The 22,926-nt window shown below is 42.3% G+C and carries 16 protein-coding genes and 2 pseudogenes; 11 read left to right on the top strand and 7 right to left on the bottom strand.

Going from position 1 to position 22,926, the window contains the following annotated elements; all coding sequences use genetic code 11:
• Nucleotides 1-191: 191 nt before the first annotated feature.
• Both JEZ96_RS05805 and JEZ96_RS05810 read left to right on the top strand, forming a co-directional pair.
• Nucleotides 192-629: a type II toxin-antitoxin system RatA family toxin gene (locus JEZ96_RS05805; protein WP_011790146.1), complete on the top strand. Its 438-nt coding sequence runs from the start codon at nt 192-194 to the stop codon at nt 627-629.
• Nucleotides 619-951 (top strand): RnfH family protein, encoded by a 333-nt coding sequence (locus JEZ96_RS05810; RefSeq protein ID WP_011790145.1) that lies wholly within the window; start codon nt 619-621, stop codon nt 949-951. Before JEZ96_RS05805 ends, JEZ96_RS05810 begins: the two co-directional genes overlap by 11 nt.
• Before the next feature lie 78 nt (nt 952-1,029).
• On the opposite strand, the gene JEZ96_RS05815 is transcribed toward JEZ96_RS05810, so the two are convergent.
• Nucleotides 1,030-1,521 carry an outer membrane protein assembly factor BamE gene (locus tag JEZ96_RS05815; RefSeq protein ID WP_025007415.1) on the bottom strand — a complete coding sequence of 164 codons (492 nt, stop codon included), beginning with the start codon at nt 1,519-1,521 and terminating at the stop codon, nt 1,030-1,032.
• A gap of 619 nt (nt 1,522-2,140) precedes the next feature.
• Here JEZ96_RS05815 and JEZ96_RS05820 point away from each other — a divergent pair.
• The 4 genes and pseudogenes from JEZ96_RS05820 to JEZ96_RS05835 all read left to right on the top strand — a co-directional run bounded on the left by JEZ96_RS05820 (nt 2,141) and on the right by JEZ96_RS05835 (nt 7,005).
• Nucleotides 2,141-2,932 carry an SAM-dependent methyltransferase gene (locus JEZ96_RS05820; protein WP_128090141.1) on the top strand — a complete coding sequence of 264 codons (792 nt, stop codon included), beginning with the start codon at nt 2,141-2,143 and terminating at the stop codon, nt 2,930-2,932.
• 45 nt (nt 2,933-2,977) lie between these two features.
• A complete protein-coding gene (locus JEZ96_RS05825) occupies nt 2,978-3,190 on the top strand; it encodes a hypothetical protein (protein WP_025007416.1) in 213 nt (70 codons plus the stop codon).
• Between the two features lie 63 nt (nt 3,191-3,253).
• A pseudogene (locus JEZ96_RS05830) lies at nt 3,254-4,988 on the top strand (diguanylate cyclase).
• 247 nt (nt 4,989-5,235) lie between these two features.
• Nucleotides 5,236-7,005 (top strand): monovalent cation:proton antiporter-2 (CPA2) family protein, encoded by a 1,770-nt coding sequence (locus JEZ96_RS05835; protein ID WP_011790140.1) that lies wholly within the window; start codon nt 5,236-5,238, stop codon nt 7,003-7,005.
• A gap of 72 nt (nt 7,006-7,077) precedes the next feature.
• Here the strand turns inward: JEZ96_RS05835 and JEZ96_RS05840 are convergent.
• Nucleotides 7,078-9,522 (bottom strand): annotated as a pseudogene (locus tag JEZ96_RS05840) (TonB-dependent receptor).
• A gap of 861 nt (nt 9,523-10,383) precedes the next feature.
• Here JEZ96_RS05840 and aceB point away from each other — a divergent pair.
• From aceB to JEZ96_RS05855, 3 genes are all read left to right on the top strand, one after another.
• Nucleotides 10,384-12,033, top strand: coding sequence for a malate synthase A (gene aceB / locus JEZ96_RS05845; protein WP_128090140.1), 1,650 nt, complete (start codon nt 10,384-10,386; stop codon nt 12,031-12,033).
• Between the two features lie 134 nt (nt 12,034-12,167).
• A complete protein-coding gene (aceA, locus tag JEZ96_RS05850) occupies nt 12,168-13,490 on the top strand; it encodes an isocitrate lyase (protein WP_011790137.1) in 1,323 nt (440 codons plus the stop codon).
• A gap of 391 nt (nt 13,491-13,881) precedes the next feature.
• Nucleotides 13,882-14,250, top strand: coding sequence for an acyl-CoA thioesterase (locus tag JEZ96_RS05855; RefSeq protein ID WP_011790136.1), 369 nt, complete (start codon nt 13,882-13,884; stop codon nt 14,248-14,250).
• Between the two features lie 67 nt (nt 14,251-14,317).
• On the opposite strand, the gene JEZ96_RS05860 is transcribed toward JEZ96_RS05855, so the two are convergent.
• The 4 genes from JEZ96_RS05860 to yiaY form a co-directional block, all read right to left on the bottom strand.
• Nucleotides 14,318-14,527, bottom strand: a complete 210-nt coding sequence (locus tag JEZ96_RS05860; RefSeq protein ID WP_014610151.1) for a hypothetical protein — start codon at nt 14,525-14,527, stop codon at nt 14,318-14,320.
• A 102-nt stretch (nt 14,528-14,629) separates the two neighbouring features.
• A complete protein-coding gene (locus JEZ96_RS05865) occupies nt 14,630-15,928 on the bottom strand; it encodes an NAD(P)/FAD-dependent oxidoreductase (protein ID WP_025007417.1) in 1,299 nt (432 codons plus the stop codon).
• A gap of 377 nt (nt 15,929-16,305) precedes the next feature.
• Nucleotides 16,306-16,677: a hypothetical protein gene (locus JEZ96_RS05870; protein WP_011790133.1), complete on the bottom strand. Its 372-nt coding sequence runs from the start codon at nt 16,675-16,677 to the stop codon at nt 16,306-16,308.
• 761 nt (nt 16,678-17,438) lie between these two features.
• Nucleotides 17,439-18,587, bottom strand: a complete 1,149-nt coding sequence (gene yiaY / locus JEZ96_RS05875; RefSeq protein ID WP_011790132.1) for an L-threonine dehydrogenase — start codon at nt 18,585-18,587, stop codon at nt 17,439-17,441.
• Nucleotides 18,588-18,924: 337 nt separating this feature from the next.
• On the opposite strand from yiaY, the gene JEZ96_RS05880 reads away from it, so the two are divergent.
• Nucleotides 18,925-19,401 (top strand): MarR family winged helix-turn-helix transcriptional regulator, encoded by a 477-nt coding sequence (locus JEZ96_RS05880; protein ID WP_011790131.1) that lies wholly within the window; start codon nt 18,925-18,927, stop codon nt 19,399-19,401.
• A gap of 95 nt (nt 19,402-19,496) precedes the next feature.
• Here the strand turns inward: JEZ96_RS05880 and JEZ96_RS05885 are convergent, their stop codons facing one another.
• Entirely contained in the window at nt 19,497-20,129 is a 633-nt protein-coding gene (locus JEZ96_RS05885) for a peptidylprolyl isomerase (RefSeq protein WP_025007418.1), read from the bottom strand.
• A 512-nt stretch (nt 20,130-20,641) separates the two neighbouring features.
• Between JEZ96_RS05885 and malQ the strand changes: the two genes are divergently transcribed.
• Complete coding sequence (gene malQ, locus JEZ96_RS05890) at nt 20,642-22,879, top strand: 4-alpha-glucanotransferase (protein WP_128090139.1); 2,238 nt, start codon at nt 20,642-20,644, stop codon at nt 22,877-22,879.
• The last annotated feature ends 47 nt before the right edge of the window (nt 22,880-22,926 follow it).

A 22,926-nucleotide genomic window follows, 5' to 3' on the forward strand; every position in this document is an offset into this window, starting at 1 on the left:
TTGCTGTTTTTTTGAACGTATCTGGTGCTTTTTGGGGGACATTTTATATCAATATTATTAATGATGGCTGCGGGCTTTGGGCAATGGGTGCGTTTTTTGTGTATCGTGATAAAATCCCGCTCAAATTTTGATTATTGCTCTTAGTTTTGATCAGTTCGTATGAATTCGTTTTATGAAGAGTGTTATGCCCTATGCCGCAAATTTCTCGAAGTGTATTAGTCCGTTTTAGTGCAATGCAAATGTATGATTTAGTTAATGATGTTGAGTCATATAAAGAGTTTTTGCCGGGTTGTGTTGGTGGTAAAGTGTTAGAGTTTGATGGTAAAACCATGTTAGCTTCGGTTGATGTGAGTAAGGCTGGTATTCGCAAAACATTTACGACTCGTAATCAAGTTGTACCGGGGAAAAGCATTGATTTAAAACTAGAAAATGGCCCTTTTAAACATTTACTCGGACAGTGGCGTTTTACGGAGTTAACCGAGGATGCTTGTAAGGTTGAGTTTGATTTAAGCTTTGAGTTCTCAAGTTCGTTGGTTGATATGGCCTTTGGTAAAGTGTTTAATGATCTTATGATGTCAATGGTGACGGCATTTACGAGCCGCGCTAAGGTAATTTATAGTGGTAAATGAAGCAGATAAGTTTGTGGTTGATGTAATTTATGCGCTGCCTACGCAACAAAAAGTTATTCCAGTGAGTATTTATCCTGGCACTTCTGCAATCGAGGTAGTGCGCCAAAGCCATATAGTGAGTTTTTTTCCTGAGATTGATTTGGATACGGTGAAATTAGGGGTGTTCAGCAACCTAGTAAAACATGACCAAGTTATTTTACCGGGGCAAAGAGTTGAAATTTACCGCCCTTTGATTGCAGATCCTAAGGATGTTCGCCGTCGCCGAGCAGATAAAGCCAAAGATGAAGGACGGGCAAATAAAGTGACAGGTGGGCGGGCTTAGGTTTATGAGTAGATACTTGCCGTTTTAATGCTAAAAAGCGCCAATAGGCGCTTTTTAGCTGGTAAAGAGGCATAAATATTACTTTATTGGTTTCTGTACCTGTGCTTCTGGCTGATTTTCTTTTACCAAAGGTTTTTCATCTGGACGTTGAACTGGGATAAGTGGATCTGTTTCTGCCACGGTTGCCATTGGTAATTTACTTTGTTCCAATGGTGTATCAAATTCTTTGCTCAGTTCATAATCACCTGTTACCGCCGTTAACTTACTTGCAGTAAAATGCAGGATCAATTCCTTGTGAGTGATGCTAGCATCACGACCACTTTTGTAGTGGTATACGTAGTACCAAGTATCATCGGCAAAGCTATCGCGCAATACAGGGCGACCAAGAATATACTCGACCTGCTCTTTAGTCATGTCTATACGTAACTTTTCAACTTGCTGCGGTTCCATATAGTTACCTTGCGGAATGTCAGGTTTATAAATCAACCAATCAAATACGCTACAGGCACTGAGCGAAACCGAGAGCGCCACAGCGCTCAGCAGGGTAAGACTTTGCTTTTTATTGATCATTGTATGCGCTACTTCTGAAAATCTGGCGGCCATAATACCCAAGCATTCCCCCTTATGACAAGGGCAATTGGTTTTTGCTGCCGTTATAGACGAATTGTGTCTGATTTCGACCTAGGTTGTGAGTGTTAGTTCTCATAATATTGAGATATTTATTTCAAAGGCTAGGGCGTGTTGACGTTTCGAGATGAACTGTTGTTACGCTCTGGTAAGCTCAATATTGCGAAACGAGGAGTGGCGTGTCGTTATTCTACAAATGACGAGTGGCTCGTATAAAAAGAAAGTAAGAACTTTGCTAGACGAATCCTTCGGGTTGCACTTGGCTGGTGTTTCTGCTGCGTTATCGTCCCTTTATATAAAATAACTACATAGCACGGACTTTGCTTTGCGTAAAAGCCAGTGAAATATACGTAATTTATTCATGTTATCTGGACTTTAGTGTAAGTGAGTTGTGGTTTTGTTGTGCTAAAGGGGTTAAAGTTGCGATTGTTATTTGTTTCTGTTGTGATTTCGTTTTTTGCGGGTTGGTGCGCGTTTTAGTATCCCTTTAACTATGTAGTGTTTGGCATTTCATTAACTTGTCGTTTGATTATAAATAATATGAAGTTGGGAGCATTGTGACTTGGGAACTCTTGTCTGTGTCGGAACAGGTTTGCAGCTTGCAGGGCACATTAGTGTCATTAGTCGCAGTTATATCGAGCATGCTGATATCGTGTTTTCGCTTCTTCCTGATGGTTTTTCACAGTGCTGGCTGACAAAAATCAATCCGAATGTCATTAATTTGCAGCAGTTTTATGCGCAAGATGGTGAGATAAAAAATCGCAGAGACACCTATGAACAAATGGTTAATGCCATTTTAGAGGCGGTCAGGTCGGGTAAGAAAACCGTTTGTGCACTCTATGGTCATCCTGGAGTATTTGCTTGCGTTTCTCACTTAGCAATCTCTCGGGCGCGTGCTGAAGGTTTTTCAGCCAAGATGGAGCCAGGGATCTCTGCTGAAGCATGTTTATGGGCTGATCTGGGTATCGACCCTGGTAACTCTGGGCACCAAAGTTTTGAAGCCAGTCAGTTTATGTTTTTTAATCATGTCCCCGATCCCACCACCCATTTATTACTTTGGCAAATTGCCATTGCGGGCGAACATACTTTAACGCAGTTCCATACCTCGAGCGACAGATTACAGATCCTCGTGGAGCAGCTTAACCAATGGTATCCCCTTGACCATGAAGTTATTATTTATGAGGCGGCAAATTTGCCGATACAACTCCCCCGTATCGAACGTATACCGCTTGCGAGTTTACCCCAAGCGCACTTAACGCCAATTAGCACTTTGTTAATTCCGCCAGCAAAAAAGTTGGAATACAACTATGCTATTTTGACTAAGTTAGGGATTGGCCCCGAAGATTTGGGCTAAATTGTAGTGTGATATTGAGTCATTAATAACCAATAAGGAAAAAGTATGTCTGCATTATCGGATTTTTTTATATTGTTAGGTCAAGATGCATTGTTAATGGAAGAATACCTACAAAATCCAGAAACAGTGATGCGCGCTCATGGTTTGAGTGATGAAGAAATTGACACAGTGATGTCGGGCGATTTGGAAAAACTAAAAAGTCTGAGTGGTGATGGAGACTATAAGACATTCTTACTGGTCAATCACGGTAATAATTAACTCATCTTGAAGTCACTATTTTGCACCGCGTTAGCCATCCTAGCGTTGCTTTCTACACCTTCGATGGCTACTCCAGTGGATTATGATCAAGCACTTAATGAGCTTGATGTATTGTTACAATCAGATCTTGCGGCAGCACAGAATAAATTAGCAGAGTATGAGAAGAATGTTGGTAAATTAACGGCTCTCCAATTGGGAAGGTTAAGAATTGGGCGTTCTATCAGTTATATTTTTACAGGTGATTACGCCAAAGCTTTAGAAGATTTGAATCAGGCTGAATCTTTAGTGAGCACTTCTGAACTATTGTCATCAGTCTATAGTTATAAATCAACTGCTTATATCGGTATGAGAGATTATGACAAGGCCTTATCCTCTATTTCCAAGGCGCTTGCTTTAATAACGAGTATTGATGATATCAGTATTAAACGTCATGCTTATCTGCGTATTGCAAATCTTTATTATCAAATGAATGCTCTTAATGATATGGGTATCTATGCCTATAAAGTATTACAGCTAGCAAAGGTAGGCGATGTTAGGGATATTTGTCATGCAAAGGTTCTGTATGCAATTTATTTTTTAGGGGTAAAAAAGTACACAGAAGGATTTGATGCTTTCGAAGATAGTCGCCAATACTGTGAACTAAATCAATTCCCTCTGCTAGCAACAATTTCTCTTAAAGGTAAGGGCTTAGTCCTTCAGGAACAAGGTGATTATCAAGCGGCAAGGCCATTATTATTAAATGCACTTAAAGGTTATGAAGCATTTAAGTTTCAGCTAGAAATCAGTCATGTGCATGCATTGCTCGCTGAAAATTATTTTGCAACGGGTGATAGAGTTCAAGCGAAAACTCACGCCGTTAAAGTCCTCTCTTTTCCTGATGAAAATAGCTATATAGAGCATAAACATATTGCGTATCAGGTATTTGCTGAACTGATGGCAGCAGATAAAAATTTCGAGCAAGCCTATGAATACTCAAGAAAAGAGCAACATTATAATCAGTTGATTTTTGATGAGTCCAAGATGAAGACTCTCGCTTATCAAGCTGCCCAATTTAACGCCGACGAGCAGTCGCGTGAAATCAATTTACTCAATAAAGAGCGGGAACTTTATATTGCTCAGCAAATGGTAAAAGAGCGTGAATACACTAATATGTTGATGTTTTTGACTATATTGGTAGGGGGGGCTATTTTTTCTCGGCATTTTATTAGTCGTGGGAAGTTTACAAAAACGCAAGTTTATGCGGATGGCAAGAATGGATGCCTTGACGGGGGTACTCAATCGTGGCGCCGGACAAGAATTAGGTGAAAACTTATTTGTGCAGGCTACCGCGCGTGGTGGTGATTTTTGTGTAATCTTATTCGACTTAGACTTTTTCAAACGAATTAATGACTCCTATGGTCATGGGACAGGTGATTGGGCGCTGAAGAAGGTTGTTGAGTCACTTAAATCCCAAATCCGTAACGGTGATGTATTTGCTTGTATTGGTGGCGAGGAATTTGCTATTTTATTACCCTATGCTAATGAAGAAAAAGGAATGGAAGTGGCTGAGCAATGTCGGGCGCGAATAGAAGCGATTGACACCCAGCACTCTGGGCACCATTTTAACATTACTGCGAGTTTTGGTGTGAGTGGATTGATGGCAGATGATTTGAGCCTCGATCCCTTGTTGCACCGTGCGGATATGGCCCTTTATGCGGCGAAATCTAATGGGCGAAATACTGTTTATTGTTACTCTGACATATTAAAGTCAGATAAGCAGGCGACCAGTTTGGGAAATCATTTTGCCAGCATGTCGTAAGAGTGTGGACGGATTAAGTCCGGACGATTGACTACTACACTTAGATAAGATTTTTTATACAGACACCTTATCTTCCTTTTTACCATTTTTCAGTAATCCCCTTTTTTATCCCATTTATTTTTCTTAGCCTTAATTGCCTTGAGCTTGTTAACAAATTAATAAGGTATGATTAGGGATAATTGCCACACTCATGCCTAGCTTAAGGCGTGCGCCGTTATTCGATACCTATATTTTTGTTGGAGCTTTGATGGAACCGTCGAGTTTACTCACTTCTGTGCTGTTATTTTTATTAGCCGCGGTTATTTTTGTGCCTTTGGGTAAACGCTTTGGTGCCGGCCCCATCCTGTCTTATCTCGCAGCGGGAGTCATTTTAGGCCCGGGTGGTATGGCGTTAGTATCTGATCCTGCTGCGGTATTGCATTTTGCTGAGCTTGGTGTGGTGCTGATGCTTTTTGTGCTCGGCCTTGAGCTTAATCCCAGTAAATTGTGGGAACTGAGAAGTGCGATTTTTGGCTTGGGCACGGGTCAGTTGTTACTCTCATGGGCTGCTATTGGTGGATTGGCTTGGACCTTTGGTTTATCTATAGAGGCTGCTTTAGTCGTTGGCGCTGCTTTATCTTTATCGTCAACCGCTTTTGCCGTGCAATTAATGAGTGAACATCGATTATTAACAACTCCGCTAGGACGTGATGCCTTTGGTGTCTTGTTGATGCAAGATCTTGCCGTTATTCCTATGCTGTTATTAACGACCTACTTAGCACCTAATTCTGCACCAATTGAACATCATGCAGTACCTTGGTATTGGACGTGTTTGGCCTTAGTGAGTTTTGTATTAGTCGGCAAATATTTACTCCCACGTATACTTAAGTTGGTCGCAAGTAGTGGTGTACGCGAAGTGCTTACCGCTTTTGCATTATTGCTCGTCATGGGTAGTGCAGAGTTAATGGAATGGCTCGGATTATCCGCAGGTATGGGGGCCTTTATGGCGGGTATTATGCTTGCTAACTCGAGTTATCGACACCAACTTGAGACCGATATCGAACCCTTTAAAGGATTGCTGTTGGGGCTCTTTTTTATGGCTGTCGGTATGAGCATGGATCTCTCGTTACTGTTAACTGAACCACTACTTATTTTATTTATTTTAATAAGCATGTTACTTATTAAAACGATTGTTCTTATGTTGCTTGGTCGCTTACGCCACCATAAGTGGCGTCCGAGTATTGCCCTCGGTTTGATTTTGGCTGAAGGTGGTGAGTTTGCTTTTGTGTTGTTATCTCAGGCTCAGATTTCTGGCGTTGTAGGGGATAAGATCGCACAGATTTTAGTGCTTGCTATTGGTTTGTCTATGGCCGTTACGCCGATGATTTTTACGCTATTTCGTGCGACTAAAGCCAAAGTGGTGGATACAAGATTACCCGATACTATTAATGTCACCGAATCTGAGGTCGTGATTGCGGGGTTTGGCCGTGTCGGGCAAATCACGGGGCGTATATTGGCATCATCTGGGATACCTTTTGTTGCCTTGGATAAAGATGCAAGCCATGTTGATGTTATTCGTAAATATGGCGGTGAAGTCTATTTTGGTGACGCTAGGCGTTTAGATATGTTGATGTCGGCAGGAATTGCTCGCTCAAGGTTATTATTGCTTGCTGTTGATAATGTTGAGGATTCCATTGAAATAGCTCAACAAGTCAAAACTCACTTTCCTCACGTTAATATTGTTGCGCGAGCTCGGGATCGTAACCATGCTTATCGTTTGATGAGTCTTGGGGTAACAGATGTGTTTCGCGAAACCTTTGGCTCGGCTTTATCAGCCAGTGAAAAGATTCTTCAAGGTCTCGGTTTATCACAGGTGCAAGCTAATGAACGAGTTAAAATTTTTGCTGAGCACGATAAAAAGCTGGTGATTGCCAGTGCCGCTCACCAAAATGATCTGGCCACCTTGATTGATCTATCGAACAAAGGCAAGGCTGAGTTGGAATCATTAATGCGTGGCGATAGGGAAAACGTGAGCTAAGTGTTTATAGCAATAAAAAGCGACAAGAGAGCTTCACGGCTCTCTTGTCGCTTATGGGCTTAAATGAAAAGATTAGAAACTATAGCTATATTGCAGTTTCACATTGCGCTCTTCACCCGGCATTCCTCCTAAGAACATCGCTTTATTGTAATAGTCTTTATTGAATAGATTATTGATATTAAATTGGATTTTCCATGAGTCAGCAGTGTAACTTATTGCTGAATCCATCACGGTATAGCTAGGGACATAACCATCAGGAATTCCAAATGAACTTGAGTGTGTACTTCTATCATCCACATATTTAGCACCTAAACTCAGTTCAATCGGGCTTGATAATGCAAACCAGTTTGCGCCATAAGTTACCCATGCACTGGCGGTGACATAGGGAACACCTTTTTGACGGCTGTCGTAATTTGCGATGTCATTCGGGTTTTGCTTATCCCTTGCATCTTGGTACATTCCATTCAGGTTAACGCGCCATTGATCATTCAGGTGGGCATTGAGATCGAGTTCGACTCCTTGAGTATCTTCACTTCCGTCGTAAAAATACACGGGAATATTAGGGGTTAATATGCCATTGGTATAATCAGGATTGTTATAGGCGACATTAGTGCGCGAGCTTTTAAACAATACTAGTGAACCCAGTAATTGATCCTCAAATGCCTTAAAGCGCATACCTAAATCATTACTAATTGATTCAGAATCATCTCGGTTGGTAGCATTATCTTTTACTACATCGAGCACACTGTAGGCAGTGCGTCCCTTTGAGTGATTGATAAAGAATGATAGATCCTCTATCGGCATGTAGGTCAAGCCTAAGTTATAGGTCATGCCGTTATCTGTGGTATCGGCCTCTGGAGTCGCTTGGGATTGGCTAATGCTATAGCGAGGATCAAGGCCTAAGTGTTCATAACTTTGTTTTATCTCATTAAAGGCAATGCCAATCCGGGTCGTAAAACCGTAGCCTAAATAACCAACATGTTGTAATCCCAAGCCCCAGGCACTGACAGTCTTGTTATAGTTAGCGGTTTTTAGTGGATCATAGTCCTCAAATTTACCTGTGCCCCAATTCGGATGACGGATGTCATAAATATAAGGCAGAGAGCCTTGATAAGTGATTTTTCCATCTTTGTCTTTAAAGACTTGATCTGCATCGTAGATTGAATATTGCTTAAAGCGAATATTGCGATCTTCATAGTTGGCATTGATCAATAGTTCGTTGTCTATATGGCCAATTTGGAAGTCATAACGTAGGTCGGCAAAGTACTGCCACGAAGTTTCATCGGCATCAACTTTGCGGTATTCCTGTCGTCTGGCGGCAAAGGGGTAAAGTACGCCATTCTCAACCAAAGGTGCGCGGGGCTCAGTGTTTATTGGGTTTTTTCCTTGCTTCCAATAAACATAGTTATAAGCACCCGTTTGGCGAGCAAAGCCTGAAGTATAATCACGATACTGCACTTGCTGATTCAAAAAAAGATTGTCGTTGAAGTAGATGTTATGGGTGAGCTTAAATCTTAATTCTTCACCTTCATTATCTTTTGCCATTGGTGAAATCAGTCCAGCATCACCAAAAGAATAAGGCGTTAGACCATCACCACTCGAGAGAGAGGCGGCCAGTTGTTGGCGTTGTTCATCGGTGAGTTGTAAACCTTTACCGCTAGGATCGTTAATTAAGTCTTGCCAAGTGACTTCTCCCGCCGTTTTTCCACCAACCGAGTCAGCATTATAAATTCGAATTGGATGGCCAATAGAATCAACCGCAATAGCGTCTTTAATGTAAGCACCTTAAAGCATGAGATCTTGGCTATCAGTTAATACCCACTTCAAGGCGCCATACATTTCATCTCTATCTGTGCCTATATCACGGTAACCGTCACTGCGAGCGGTTTTAGCGACTAAACGGTAAGCGACATCATTTGTTAATCCCCCAGTGCTATCGAGTGCGAGTGAGTAGGTATCCCATTGACCAACTTCGGCGATAAATTTGTTTTTTGACTCGAATTGCGGTTTCTTTTCAATAAGATTGATAACGCCGCCAGCACTGCCCATACCATAAAGCCCTGTAGCAGGTCCTTTTAGTACCTCAACAGATTCGACATTTGTTAATGAACGTGTTGGATTAAAAGTATTTCCAAGGCCTGCACCACCATACATACCATCATAGGTGTAATTAGCCCCTAAGCCACGGATGACTATGTTGTCACCAATACCGTAGTTATTACCCGCTTGAGTTACACCACTAATATTACGGATCAAATCCTGCAGATTATCTGTACCTTGGGTTTCGATCAGATCTTGGTCAACAATCACAACCGCAGCTGGGGTTTCCATGAGAGACATGTCGGATTTAGTCGCTAACCCCGAATTTTTCACCACTGAGTTCTGTCTGCCATAAACTGTGATGCGCTCAATGTTGGCTTCAGAATTGGCTGATACCGAGTTAGCTTCAGCGTATGACGTTTGCGATAAAGCGGAAAGGCAGGCGAGTGCAGTTAGTGACAAACGGAATGATTTCATTAATGGTTCCCCCCAAATAAATAGGTCGCGAATAGTAATGATTTGTATTTAAGTTGGCAACATATGTTTCAGATGTCGTGGTTGAAATATGCAGTGCTGCGAATAAGTGTTACGAAAGGCGTATATTTGAGGAAGTAAAAGATGGGTTCTCACAGAAGAAAAGCCTTATAAAAAATTGCGTCTAAGCTCCCTCCCGTTGTTATGGCGAATTTGTTTCATTTTTTTTATAAAAAAGTGATTTATTTTTTGAGTTAACCATCACATCCCACCTTGTTGATCGGGAAACGCAACCAGGTACTTAGCTTGAATCATATAGGATATGCATCTCGTTTACGTAAACGTAAAAATTAAACGGTCGTTTTAATGTGTGGTGATAGCAATGGTGGTTATCAGTATGATTTATATGGATTTAGCTTACTTCCCTCTAGGTTAGTTCAAAACATTGAGTATTTTCTACTTAGGTCTAATAGGGTGATATGCATGTAATTATAAATTTACGTAATGTTTTTTAATTACGTAAATAATTACTTTGAGTGTCGGTTGGTAAAGTTGTCTGACAATTTTCATTTAACTGAAATCAACCTCAGTTGTTAAGATTTTTAATTTGAATTATATCATTGACTTATGCTTATTTTCCCTGTTTGGTCTGACCAATTTTAGCATAAGGTTTACTTAGGTTAATGCGCATTTTTGCTAATCTTTGACTGTTGCAAATACAATCATTTGTCGGTAGGTTTTAGTCTTAAACAAACATTTGATGGTTTTTTGGTGAGTTTATAAGCCGTGGTGATTGGGGATGCTACTGCTTTAGAAGTCAGCGTTAAGCCTGTGAATAGTTGAGCCTCTTGGGAGGGCATCAAGATGACGGAACACACTTTGAGTGAGCAGCAATTGAATTCGACACTGGGTAAAGCCGCACCAAACGCGACACTTGATATTGTGGGGCCTGATATTCCTGGACAAGAGGTGATTTTTACCGACGGGGCTGTAGCCTTACTCGAATCTCTTTGCCGCGAGTTTGCTGGCGAGGTTCCTGTGCTACTTGCTAAACGTAAAGAAAAGCAAGCTCGCATCGATAAAGGGGGATTACCAGACTTCTTACCTGAAACCCGTGCTATTCGGGATGGTGCGTGGCAAATCCGCGGGATCCCAACAGATCTTCTTGACCGTAGAGTCGAAATTACTGGCCCCGTTGAACGTAAAATGGTGATCAATGCGCTTAATGCTAACGCAAAAGTATTTATGGCCGATTTCGAGGACTCTTTAGCGCCAAGTTGGCAAAAAGTGGTAGAAGGCCAAATTAACTTACGTGATGCTGTTCGTGGTGATATCGAATATACCGCGCCAGAAACAGGTAAACATTACAAACTTGGCCCTCATCCGGCAGTACTTATTTGCCGTGTTCGCGGCTTACATTTGAAAGAAAAGCATGTGCAATTTAACGGTGAGTCTATTCCTGGTTCACTGTTCGATTTCGCACTGTATTTCTATCACAACTATCGCCAACTCTTAGCAAAGGGCAGTGGTCCATACTTCTATATTCCTAAGTTAGAAAGCCATATTGAAGCTCGCTGGTGGGCAAAGGTGTTTGCTTTTGTTGAGGAAAGATTTTGTCTTCAAGCAGGCACAATCAAATGTACTTGCTTGATTGAGACTTTGCCTGCCGTGTTCGAGATGGACGAAATTCTCTATGAATTGCGGTCTAATATTGTGGCACTTAATTGTGGCCGTTGGGATTACATTTTCAGCTATATCAAAACATTAAAACGCCATAGCGACCGAGTGTTACCCGATCGTCAAGCTGTCACTATGGATACACCCTTCTTAAGTGCTTATTCAAGACTCCTGATTAAGACCTGCCACAAACGCGGTGCTTTAGCGATGGGCGGTATGGCAGCCTTTATTCCAGCAAAAGATCCCGCTCAGAACGAAGCAGTATTGCAGCGGGTTCGTCGGGACAAAGAGCTTGAGGCGCGTAATGGCCACGATGGTACTTGGGTCGCCCATCCCGGTCTTGCTGATACCGCGATGGGGATTTTTAACGAATATATAGGTCAAGATCATTGTAATCAATTACATATTACCCGTGATGTAGATGCTTCCATTCTAGCGGCTGAGTTACTTAAAACCTGTGATGGTGAGCGTACAGAGCAAGGTATGCGTCTTAATATTCGTATTGCGTTGCAGTATCTAGAGGCGTGGATTAGTGGCAATGGCTGTGTACCTATTTATGGTTTGATGGAGGACGCGGCTACCGCCGAAATTTCTAGAGCCTCAATTTGGCAATGGATCCAACATGGTAAGTCACTCTCTAATGGCAAGCTTGTGACTAAGCAACTCTTCAAGGACATGTTGGTGGAAGAACTCGCGAATGTGAAGGAAGAAGTGGGAAGTGACAGATTTACCAGTGGCAAATTCACCCAAGCGGCGGTGTTACTGGAAGATATTACTACCTCTGATGAGTTGGTCGATTTCTTAACTTTACCCGGTTACGAGATGCTAACGGCTTAAGATAAAAATTTTGTACTGTTTATGTAATACGGAATGTGCAGTGGTGGGATAAAAGCCATCTAAACCTATGAGCAGAGTGAAACTGTGGGGCAGTTTCATGATAGCTACAACCTGAAAGATAAAGGAGTGAGACAATGACTAAGGCAACGCAGAATTCACGTCAAGAGCAGATTGATGCAATCAAAAAAGACTGGGCAGAAAACCCACGTTGGAAAAATGTGCGTCGTCCTTATACGGCGGAAGAAGTAGTGAAACTGCGCGGTTCTATTGTGCCAGAAAACACTATCGCAAAGCGTGGTGCGGCTAAGTTATGGGAATTAGTCAATGGCGGGGCAAAAAAAGGCTATGTGAATTCACTTGGTGCATTAACCGGTGGTCAAGCGGTGCAACAAGCCAAGGCGGGTATCGAAGCGATTTACCTTTCAGGTTGGCAAGTGGCTGCGGATGCTAACTTAGCCGGTACTATGTATCCAGATCAATCTTTATACCCTGCTAACTCAGTTCCGGCTGTGGTATCACGGATTAATAATTCTTTCCGCCGTGCAGATCAAATCCAATGGGGTAATGGTGTCAATCCAGAAGATGAAGCATTTGTAGATTATTTCCTGCCGATCATTGCCGATGCCGAAGCCGGCTTTGGTGGTGTATTAAATGCATTTGAACTGATGAAATCGATGATCGATGCAGGCGCTGCCGGTGTTCATTTTGAAGATCAGTTAGCGTCAGTGAAGAAATGTGGTCACATGGGCGGCAAAGTATTAGTACCAACCCAAGAGGCGGTACAGAAGTTAGTCGCCGCCCGTTTAGCGGCAGATGTGAGCGGTGTAGAAACCTTGGTTATTGCCCGTACGGATGCGAACGCAGCCGATTTGCTGACTTCAGATTGTGACCCATACGATCGTGATTTCGTCACTGGAGAACGTACTACTGAAGGTTTCTATCGGGTTAGAGCCGGCCTTGACCAAGCGATTTCTCGCGGTTTAGCCTATGCGCCGTACGCCGATTTGATTTGGTGTGAAACAGCCAAGCCAGATTTAGAAGAGGCGCGAATTTTCGCCGAAGCGATTCATGCTAAGTACCCAGATCAACTGCTCGCCTATAACTGTTCACCGTCTTTCAATTGGAAGAAAAACTTAGATGATGCCACTATCGCGCGCTTCCAACAGGCGTTGTCAGACATGGGTTATAAGTACCAGTTCATCACGTTAGCTGGTATTCATAACATGTGGTACAACATGTTTGATTTAGCTTACGACTATGCTCGTGGCGAAGGCATGAAGCACTATGTTGAGAAAGTTCAAGAAGTTGAGTTTGCTGCGGCCAAGAAGGGTTATACCTTCGTTGCCCACCAGCAGGAGGTCGGTACTGGTTATTTCGACCAAGTGACGACGGTTATTCAAGGTGGTCATTCATCGGTTACCGCGCTGACTGGCTCTACCGAAGAAGAGCAGTTTTAAGCGATTGCTAAGGTCGATTTACCCGTAAGATGTTGTCAATGTAAACCCTGTTTAGCTGCATTGCAGCTGTTGTACCCCCGTGCAGTTCGCCTACATGAGCTGCACGGGTTTTTAAGTCAACACTTGTGACTTAACTTCCTACCCAGTAAGTTTTTGCTTGCCTGAGCTTGGCGACTCTATGAGTCGCTATTTTTTTCATCTTCATTACTGTGATTATTATGGTGCAATTCTGATCTAACTTAGTGCAGTATTTAGACTATTTTACAGTGACTTATTGCTATCGTGTTGTTATTAAAAGGCTATCAATTCTGGCCTAAATAATGCTGGTGTGAATACTGAAGTTTATTGCGCTACAAAGCGATTTGTTGGCATTCACATTGAGGTCACCGCTATGAAATATTACAGCCGCCGTTTAGTTAAACCCGAGCATTTAAATCCTGCAAATACGTTGTTTGGTGGTCAGTTACTAAGTTGGATTGATGAAGAGGCAGCCATCTTTGCGGCTTGCCAGATGAAGACGACTAGCCATGTCACTAAGTTGATCTCTGAAATCAATTTTATGACACCAGCGCGCCAAGGGGATGTACTTGAATTTGGTTTAGAGTTAGTCAGTCTTGGACACAGTTCTATCACAGTGAGCTGTCAGGTACGTAATAAGATGACACAGGCTCCAGTGGTGAGCATCGATAAGATGGTGTTTGTAAATGTCAATGCTCAAGGTTTACCTGTGCCACACGGTATTCGTGCTAATGCAGCTTAATCAGCCTTGGGTATATTTGAACATCTACAGTTTTGAAATACACAGTGACACCAAGGCGTCACTGTGATTAGTCTTCTTTTGTTAAATCTTCTTTTACCGATTTCACCGCATCTCTTGATGCGTGTCCAATCGCCCTAGTGGTGTCACGAGTGGCGTGGCCTATCTCTGTGGTGACCTCTTTAGTCGTTGTGCCGATGGCACGTCCCGCGTCTTTTAAATCCGCACAGGCCGTTGTGGCAAGCAATAGCGGGATTATAATGAGAGTCGCTTTATTCATCTTGATATCCATCCTTAAAGTGAGTCCCTAACGTTAACTGAAGCCAATATAACAGATAGTTTCAATTTGTTTAACGTCCTGATCAGGATGCTTGTGTCGCTTTTAGTGTAATTTTAGGTGCGGGTGAATAATACGGCTTATGCCTTTAGCAAACATGAGTAGGGTTCCCTTAGCGATGCCGTGTAGCTCAATTAAGTGTCTACGATACAGAGAGGTATAAACAAAACGTGCAATTTTGCCCTCGACCATCACACCACCTCCGATAAAAGACATCAAGTTTCCAACAGTGTGGAATTTAGAAAGATTGACCAGTGAGCCTAAGTCTTTGTAAATATATTGATGTATTGCTTGTTTACCCTCAAGCATAAGCACAATATTGTCCGCCGTCATCAGTGCCATTTGTCTTGCCGATTGTCCGCGGGGAGGTACCCAAGTGCCATTGGGCTGAGGGCATGCCGCACAATCGCCAATGGCAAAAATATGGGGATCTCGGCTGGTTTGCATATTTTGTTTTACCAAAATCTGGTTGATGTGGTTGGTTTCTAATCCTCCAATTTCTTTTAAAAAATCCGGGGCTTTTACACCCGTAGACCAAATCACCATATCAGCAGGGATAAAAACATCATCCGTTGTTGTGAGTCCATCTGCGGTGACTTGATTGATCCGTGTATTGGTCATCACTTTTACACCAAGCGTTGAGAGTTCCTTCGCAACAGAATCTGATATTTCTACTTTTTCAACTTTAGGCAGAATACGTTTATCCGCTTCGATTAACGTCACTTCGAGTAGATGTGCATCTATGTTGTAACCAAATCCTCGTAATTGAACCACCGCATGATGCATTTCTGCAGACATTTCTACCCCAGTCGCTCCCGCGCCAACCACTGCAATTTTAATCTTGTCGGCGAGTAGGCTGTGGCTGGCATAGCGAAGAAACTTATTGAGTAAAATTTTACGGATAGCCATCGCTTGTTCGGTATTATCGAGGAATTGACAATGCTCTCGTACGCCAGGGATATTGAAATCATTCGCGATACTCCCAATCGCAATTACTAAGTAATCATAGTCAATGCGGCGAGCGGGTAATAAGATCTCGCCGTTATCGTCACAAATGGCGGAGAGGATAACTTGTTTGTTTTGCCTATCAATATTAGTCATTGCCCCTTGCTGGAAATGGTAGCCATGTGCAGCGGCATGGCTACGATAACTTAGTGCATCAATGCCGACATCAAGTGCGCCTGTTGCGACTTCATGTAGTAGGGGTTTCCAAATATGACTTTCAGCACAATCAATTAAAGTGATTCTGGCTTTTTCTTTACGACCTAGTTTATGGCCTAATTTCGTCGCAATCTCCATCCCACCAGCACCGCCCCCGACAATGACTATGTTTGTGATGGTCATGGTAAAGCTCCTATTTATGTGGGGTAAAGTTATCGGGTGAGTGAGCTAAAGAATTTTGCGTCACAAAATAGTAACAGTGGTCATCAGGTTCGGCAATTGAGCTGAAATTTGAGGTTAATAGTGTGAAATCTGAATTTTTGTATTATTTCTTTATGATTTTAAAGGTTTTTATATTTATAGGTTTGCAATAGTTATGATTGCTAACGATTGGCTTGATAAGGAAATGTGATCTGGCGCTTGGTGGTAAGTTTGTAAATGTGCACTAGCTCACCTTGTTGTTTTGTTGGATTTTGGCGACAAGGCTGTTTTATTGAAATCAACTTAGCAAAACGCCAGCGATTTAGGGCTGGCGTTGGTATAACGGCAGGCAGAGTTCGCTAGGCTTGTTCTAACTTAGCTAATCGTTGCTGATAATCTTCAATCAGGTGCTGCATAATTTCTTCTGGCGCGGCGTCATCACAGCATTCATCTAAAAATATTTTAAAAGTGACAAGGGCATGACCATCATTTTTAAGTCTATCACTCTGCATTGAAAAGTAGGCGTCTTCATTTTCAGCTTTACGAACCACAAATTTGCTGGTTTCGAAGGATTTATTGCCCGACAGTTCATGCCATTTGGTAATACGATTTAATGCAATTTCACAGGATTGGTTCATTTCAATATGATTTAACCAAGTAACGGGATGTTCAGGATCTTTGTAATGTGGACATCTAACGGTGTAGTTATATACGTGAGTGATTGCTGTCATAGCGTACCTACCTGTTCGAGGATATTGTTGCCATCATAGGCATCGTTTTTGAATTCGGTCAATCATTAATTATGGCTATTTTTTGTTGGCTTTTTTACAGTGGTAAGGTTTGTTTTTGTATGGAAATTAACCTGTTACTTAGATTGGTTATGGTGCTATTTAGCATGAGTTTTTTACCAATAACTTTGTGCTAGATCTCAGTTTTAAGGTAAGTTTCGCATTTACTGAATTACTGATGAATAAAGCAACAATATTGGAATGTTGTGATGGTAGCTGCCGTTGCATATTGATAGGCAACACATGATTAGCTTGATGGAGGTTAGAGAAAATTGGATAAGATAGCTAAGAAATGGCACTTAATAATGGACAGGGGCCCATTCCTTAGAATGGGCCCCTCAGCTGGCTTCATCTTTTGCAGGGAAAAAGCGAACTGGGGCAAGTCTATCGGATCTGTTACAGTCTGTAACCTACCGAGATCACGTTTTTTATATCATTTCGCTATGAATATTTGAGTCTCAGATCCTTTCTTCTTAAATATGCTGATTTGTGAGTGTTTTGTCAGTGTAAAAGCGCATAGATACTGACTTTTATGTTATTTTTTGTTGCCCAATTTTTAATATCTAATTGTCTTATAGAAATTGTGATAGGAAAGCCTCAATAGCGCGCGGATCATCCGTGCACTATTGAGGCGTAAATGAATTCATTGAAGAATGATGTCGCATTGACTTATGCGCATGACAGCGAATCGTTTCTCACGCAAATTACAGCGCGTTAGTGAAGATCTGGCAGATCTCTGCGTGTGTCGCTTGTTTTGGGTTAGTAAAGCCACAGGCGTCTTTCAACGCGTTATCTGCAAGTGTTGGAATATCTTCTGCTTTTACACCTAATAAGGTCAGGTTTTCTGGGATCTTAACTGAAACGGATAGCTTTTTAATTGCGCTAATCGCAGCATTGGCACCTTGTTCATCTGTCATCGCAGAGACATCAACCCCCATCGCTTTAGCAATATCTTTTAAACGAGCGGGTACAACCTGCGCATTATACTCTTGCACATGGGGCAGCAGTAGCGCATTACAGACACCGTGGGGCAAATCATAAAAACCACCTAATTGGTGTGCCATGGCATGTACATAACCTAAACTGGCGTTGTTAAAGGCCATTCCTGCAAGAAACTGAGCATAGGCCATTTGTTCGCGGGCGTTGATGTCTTGACCGTTTTCAACTGCGTTGATTAAGTTTGCCTGAATTAATTCAATGGCCTTGATCGCGCAGGCATCGGTAATTGGGTTGGCTGCCGTAGATACATACGCTTCGACCGCGTGAGTCAATGCATCCATTCCTGTTGCTGCCGTTAGACTGGCGGGCTTTTTCAGCATTAACTCAGGATCGTTAACGGATAGTAAGGGGGTGGTGTGCTTATCGACAATTGCCATTTTTATATGGCGTGCTTCATCGGTAATGATACAGAAGCGGGTCATCTCACTGGCAGTGCCTGCGGTTGTGTTGATAGCGACTAATGGCAACTGTGGTTTAGCGGATTTATCTAGACCTTCATAGTCTTTAATACTGCCACCATTGGTAGCGACAAGGGCAATACCCTTTGCGCAATCGTGGGGTGAGCCACCACCTAATGAAATCACAAAATCGCAGTTATTTGTTTTCAGCAATGCTAAACCTGCCTCAACATTCGTGACAGTTGGGTTTGGTTGAACACCATCAAATATGGTTGCAGTTATGCCATTTTTACCAAGTTTTTCTGCAATTTCACCCACTAAACCTATTTTAACAAGGGGTTTATCAGTGACAATCAAGGCACGTTTAAACCCTAAGGTTTTAATATCTCCGATAGCATCGTCTACTGCGCCTTGGCCTAATACATTGACAGAAGGAATAAAAAATTTAGCAGCCATAAAGTCACCTATTTACTTGTGATATAAAGTTGTTTTCTTTTCTTGTTACTAAACTACCAACTTGACTGGGGGTAATTTGTGACACAGATCGAATTGAAGGCTTATTTGTAAGTGATTTCCCACTAAAGTTGGAGCTCGGTAACTAAATTGTGGTCTTTTATGACGAGAATTAGGCTAGATATACGATATGATTTTGAAGAGATTTATACAGCTTGAGTTTAATAGGCAAAAAGCCACATTTTATCTTTAACATGCCTCATTTTACTGAAATAAAGTGCTGGGATGAGTTCAATCTCACTTTCTGGTAAGGTGTTGAAGATAACTAGGGTAGGATTATATGGAAAAGTACGAACAACTATTGATTTCACTGCGCCGGGTGATCCGCGCTATCGATATTCATTCTCGCCAATTGAACAAACATTCAGGTTTAACTGGGCCACAATTGATGGTGATGCAAAAAATTGCTCAACTAGATGCTCCCCTTGCAAAACAAGTTGCTGAAGAAATTACGTTAAGTCCTGCGACAGTGACCACCATTATTGATCGTCTCGAGGGGCGTGGTTTAGTGATACGCAAACGGAGTGATACAGATAAACGTAAAGTGCATTTATCTTTAAGTGATGCTGGGCGGAGCTTATTACAAGATTCACCGAAACCGTTACAAGATCACTTTATCAAGCGTTATCAAAATCTTGAAGAATGGGAGCAAAGCCAATTGCTTTCGGCGGTTGAGCGTATAGCGGTGATGATGGATGCCGATAAAATTGATGCCGCACCTATGCTTTTAGTGGGAAAAATCCAAGGGGATGAGTGAGAGTCATACCGCCAATATTGGTTAAGTTAAGCATTTTTAAGCTATTTCACTTTCGTGCTGTATTGACTTAAAAGCAGGTACAACTCCTATAGCACTTAATCTGTTGGACAGTGGGTTTCGGACACAGTGTTAATAAAAATCTCTTGTACAGGGGTGTCAATAAAACCGTCAACCGTTTTTGTTGGCACTATGCTTATCTGATCGACCACATCCATACCTTTTACTACTTTACCAAATACCGCATAGCCGTAGCTGTTAGTCGACGCATCCAGTTGTGGATTATCCAAGATATTAATAAAAAACTGAGAGGTCGCAGAGTTTGATGCCTTGGTCCGAGCCATAGCGAGAGTGCCGCGTTTATTGCTTATCCCAATAGATGCCTCATTTTTAATCGGTGCGTCTGTAGATTTAGCGTTTAATCCAGTGGTAAATCCGCCGCCTTGAATGACGAAGTTATTGACGGTCCTATGGAATAAAGTTCCATTATAGAAAGACTTATCAACATAGTGTTTAAAGTTTTTCCCAGTGATGGGCATATTTGTGAGATCGATGGCCAACGTGAACTCACCTTTAGAAGTGTTCATAAGATAACAAATATCTGCAGATAACGAGGGAGGAATTGGATTTGGTGTAGGGGGTGTCGTCGTTGTTTCATCATCGCTTCCACCGCATCCCATTAATGCTATGGTCAAACTGCCAGCTAAAACGAATCCTGTTAACATTTTCATCCTAATATCCTTATCTTGAGTTATTTTCGTTACAGGTAGATTTAGAGCCTAAGATCGTTGATCGAACTCGAATGGCTTGATGTTTCTTTTTGATATCGACATTGAATGGTGACAGAGAATATGATCGGAGTTCAAGTTAGAAAGTACTTTTGATACAAAGTGTTGCAGCTTTTTATCGGTTGGTGATTCGGTTTTGCTATCGAAGGTGAATTAGGATGCGCTCTCGCAATATCTAGGTTTTTTCCTCTCATTTATATCCACGCGCATTTTCGGCGCATTGCACCTTTTTTAATCATTTAGCGCTTCAATTTAGTGCACTTAAAGTATTTAACATCTACTTCAACGTCAGTTCATTTTGTGTTTTTAAGCAAAATAAATGACCAACTGACTGATTTATCAATTATCTTTCCTGTCATATGGCTGAAATAAATCTGTCGTCATGTTGTTACTTTATGCTGGCATGGTTACTGCGTATCTAAAGCTATGGATGAGCAGTCGCGGAGGCGACAAATATGGGGCTGGAGAAGTTGCTGTATTTGCGAGGGGTTGGAGCAGAGTTTACGGATTGCTTTGGCCAGTATATCCGCATTTCTGAAACCGATAGACAAGGCATTCTAACGTGCATGTTGCTGGATAATGCCTCTACTGATGGCGATCCCCAGTTCGCATCTGCTGCGCAGGCGTTATTGAGTGATGAGTCAATCGCACAACAAATTTATGAGCTTGATGCGCTTCCTTGGACCCAAGTGTTGCCTGAGTTTCAATGGTGTTTTGTCGATGAACCTTGGATAAGCCTTTATCTTCCATATAGTTACAAAACTGATATCAATATCACTATTCATTGTGAGGATGGAGAGTCGATCCTATTAAATGTGCCATTTTCTACACTGAAAGTGATTGGAGATTATCGGATCCCAGAGGCTCAAGGAGAACGTCAGTATATACAATATCGACTTGATCTCATTGAGTATGGTGTCAAAAACAACACACTTTACACTCAAACAAACATGGCCGATGAAGGACTCAATCATTTCCCAGTATTGGGTTTAGGTTACCATACAATTACTTTTGTATTACCGCCAACGGCGCTTGTCAGTCATGATCTTTTAGAGGCTCAGGTATTCCATGGCACGCTAATGGTGGCGCCACGTACGGCATATCAAGGCGTGCTAAGTACTGCTATCCAAGGAAAACGCCATAAACCATGGGGCGTGAGTATTCAACTTTACAGTTTACGTAGTGAAACCCAATGGGGAATAGGTGACTTTGGTGATCTTGAAGCGCTTATCACTTTAGTTGCAACACAGGGCGCTGATTTTATTCAACTTAACCCATTGCATGCCCTTGATATTGCCGCACCTGAACACTCAAGCCCATACAGTCCTTGCGATCGCCGTAGACTCAATCCTCTCTATATTCATATGCAAAGCGTACCCGAGTACGAGTTACTCGCCACAGAGTTTGCTTCATCGAGCTGGCAAGAGGCGATTCATGTACTACATCAAGATAATTGGCTTAATTACCCTAAAATAACCGATCTGAAATACCGAGCTTTTGCTCGTTTATATTGCCTATTCTGTGAAAAGCATTTAACACTACAAACCCCCAGAGCAAAACATTTCCATGACTTTGTGGCTGAGCAGGGCGCTGCACTGCTGGAATTTGCCGAAGCGGAATGTCTTAGAAGTCCAAGGGCAATTGTGCAGGACGCAGGATTTTATCTGTACTTACAATTTGTCGCACAAAGTCAGTTAGCACTTTGCCAATTAAAAGCGAAAGAAGCGGGAATGGGGATTGGCCTCATTCGCGATCTTGCCGTTGGCGCCGCACTTCATGGCGTAGAAGTTCAAGCCAATGTGGCGCAATTTTGTTTGAATGTGAGCATAGGTGCACCGCCTGATCCCTTTGCACCACAAGGGCAAAATTGGGGACTAACGCCATTAGATCCTATCAAACTCAAACAAGATAATTTTCGGCATTTTATCGCACTTATGCGCGCCAACATGGAACATTGCGGCGCACTGCGAATTGATCATGTGATGGGATTGCTGCGTTTATGGTGGTGGCCGCTGGATAAAAATTTAGGTAAGGGTGCCTATGTTTATTACCCCGTTGAAACCTTGCTTGCCATTGTTTGCCTTGAAAGCCAACGAGCCCGCTGTGTCGTGATTGGGGAAGATTTAGGGCTAGTGCCTCCTGATATTATTCATCGACTCTATAACGCAGGTATTTACGGGAATGAGTTGTTTTATTTTTGCCGCGACCATCAGGGTTTTAAAGCTCCCAGTCAGTACAAACCCCAAAGTTTAATGATGCTTGCCAATCACGATGTGCCCACTTTAGTCGCTTGGTGGAGTGGCAGTGATTTGCACCTGAGGCGGCAATTATCTCTGTTTGAAACCGACGATCAATTAGCCAGTGCCTTAGCTGAACGAGCGCATGAAAAACAGCAATTACTTTCTCTTTTAGTGCACCAAGGCCTATTAGGTGAAACAAGTGTTCAGGAGATAGACATACCAAGCTTATTAACGGCATGGATGACCTTAGGGGCCTCGGGTAACAGTGCGCTTTACAGTGTGCAATGGTGCGATTTGTTAGCCGATAGCTATGCGGTCAATATTCCGGGGACTTGGCTCGAATACCCTAATTGGCAAAGGCATTTACCCCAAGGGATTGAGCAGGCGGCAAAGATGCCAGAGCTCCTGCAGCGGCTACAACATATCGCCGCTGCTAGGCAGTTGCCTCACTAACAATGTAATGCAGCAAAACCGACAGACTGCCTGATTGAACCATTGAT

Origin of the sequence: Shewanella putrefaciens (assembly GCF_016406325.1) — a bacterium.
GTDB lineage: Bacteria > Pseudomonadota > Gammaproteobacteria > Enterobacterales > Shewanellaceae > Shewanella > Shewanella putrefaciens.

Bases quoted from the DNA above. Each gene is read 5' to 3' on its own strand.
- JEZ96_RS05880 (WP_011790131.1), top strand. From the start codon at position 18,925: ATGGAAAAGTACGAACAACTATTGATTTCACTGCGCCGGGTGATCCGC.
- JEZ96_RS05860 (WP_014610151.1), bottom strand. From the start codon at position 14,527: ATGAATAAAGCGACTCTCATTATAATCCCGCTATTGCTTGCCACAACG.
- JEZ96_RS05865 (WP_025007417.1), bottom strand. From the start codon at position 15,928: ATGACCATCACAAACATAGTCATTGTCGGGGGCGGTGCTGGTGGGATG.
- yiaY (WP_011790132.1), bottom strand. From the start codon at position 18,587: ATGGCTGCTAAATTTTTTATTCCTTCTGTCAATGTATTAGGCCAAGGC.
- JEZ96_RS05870 (WP_011790133.1), bottom strand. From the start codon at position 16,677: ATGACAGCAATCACTCACGTATATAACTACACCGTTAGATGTCCACAT.
- malQ (WP_128090139.1), top strand. From the start codon at position 20,642: ATGGGGCTGGAGAAGTTGCTGTATTTGCGAGGGGTTGGAGCAGAGTTT.
- JEZ96_RS05885 (WP_025007418.1), bottom strand. From the start codon at position 20,129: ATGAAAATGTTAACAGGATTCGTTTTAGCTGGCAGTTTGACCATAGCA.
- JEZ96_RS05805 (WP_011790146.1), top strand. From the start codon at position 192: ATGCCGCAAATTTCTCGAAGTGTATTAGTCCGTTTTAGTGCAATGCAA.
- aceB (WP_128090140.1), top strand. From the start codon at position 10,384: ATGACGGAACACACTTTGAGTGAGCAGCAATTGAATTCGACACTGGGT.
- JEZ96_RS05815 (WP_025007415.1), bottom strand. From the start codon at position 1,521: ATGATCAATAAAAAGCAAAGTCTTACCCTGCTGAGCGCTGTGGCGCTC.
- JEZ96_RS05855 (WP_011790136.1), top strand. From the start codon at position 13,882: ATGAAATATTACAGCCGCCGTTTAGTTAAACCCGAGCATTTAAATCCT.
- JEZ96_RS05835 (WP_011790140.1), top strand. From the start codon at position 5,236: ATGGAACCGTCGAGTTTACTCACTTCTGTGCTGTTATTTTTATTAGCC.
- JEZ96_RS05825 (WP_025007416.1), top strand. From the start codon at position 2,978: ATGTCTGCATTATCGGATTTTTTTATATTGTTAGGTCAAGATGCATTG.
- aceA (WP_011790137.1), top strand. From the start codon at position 12,168: ATGACTAAGGCAACGCAGAATTCACGTCAAGAGCAGATTGATGCAATC.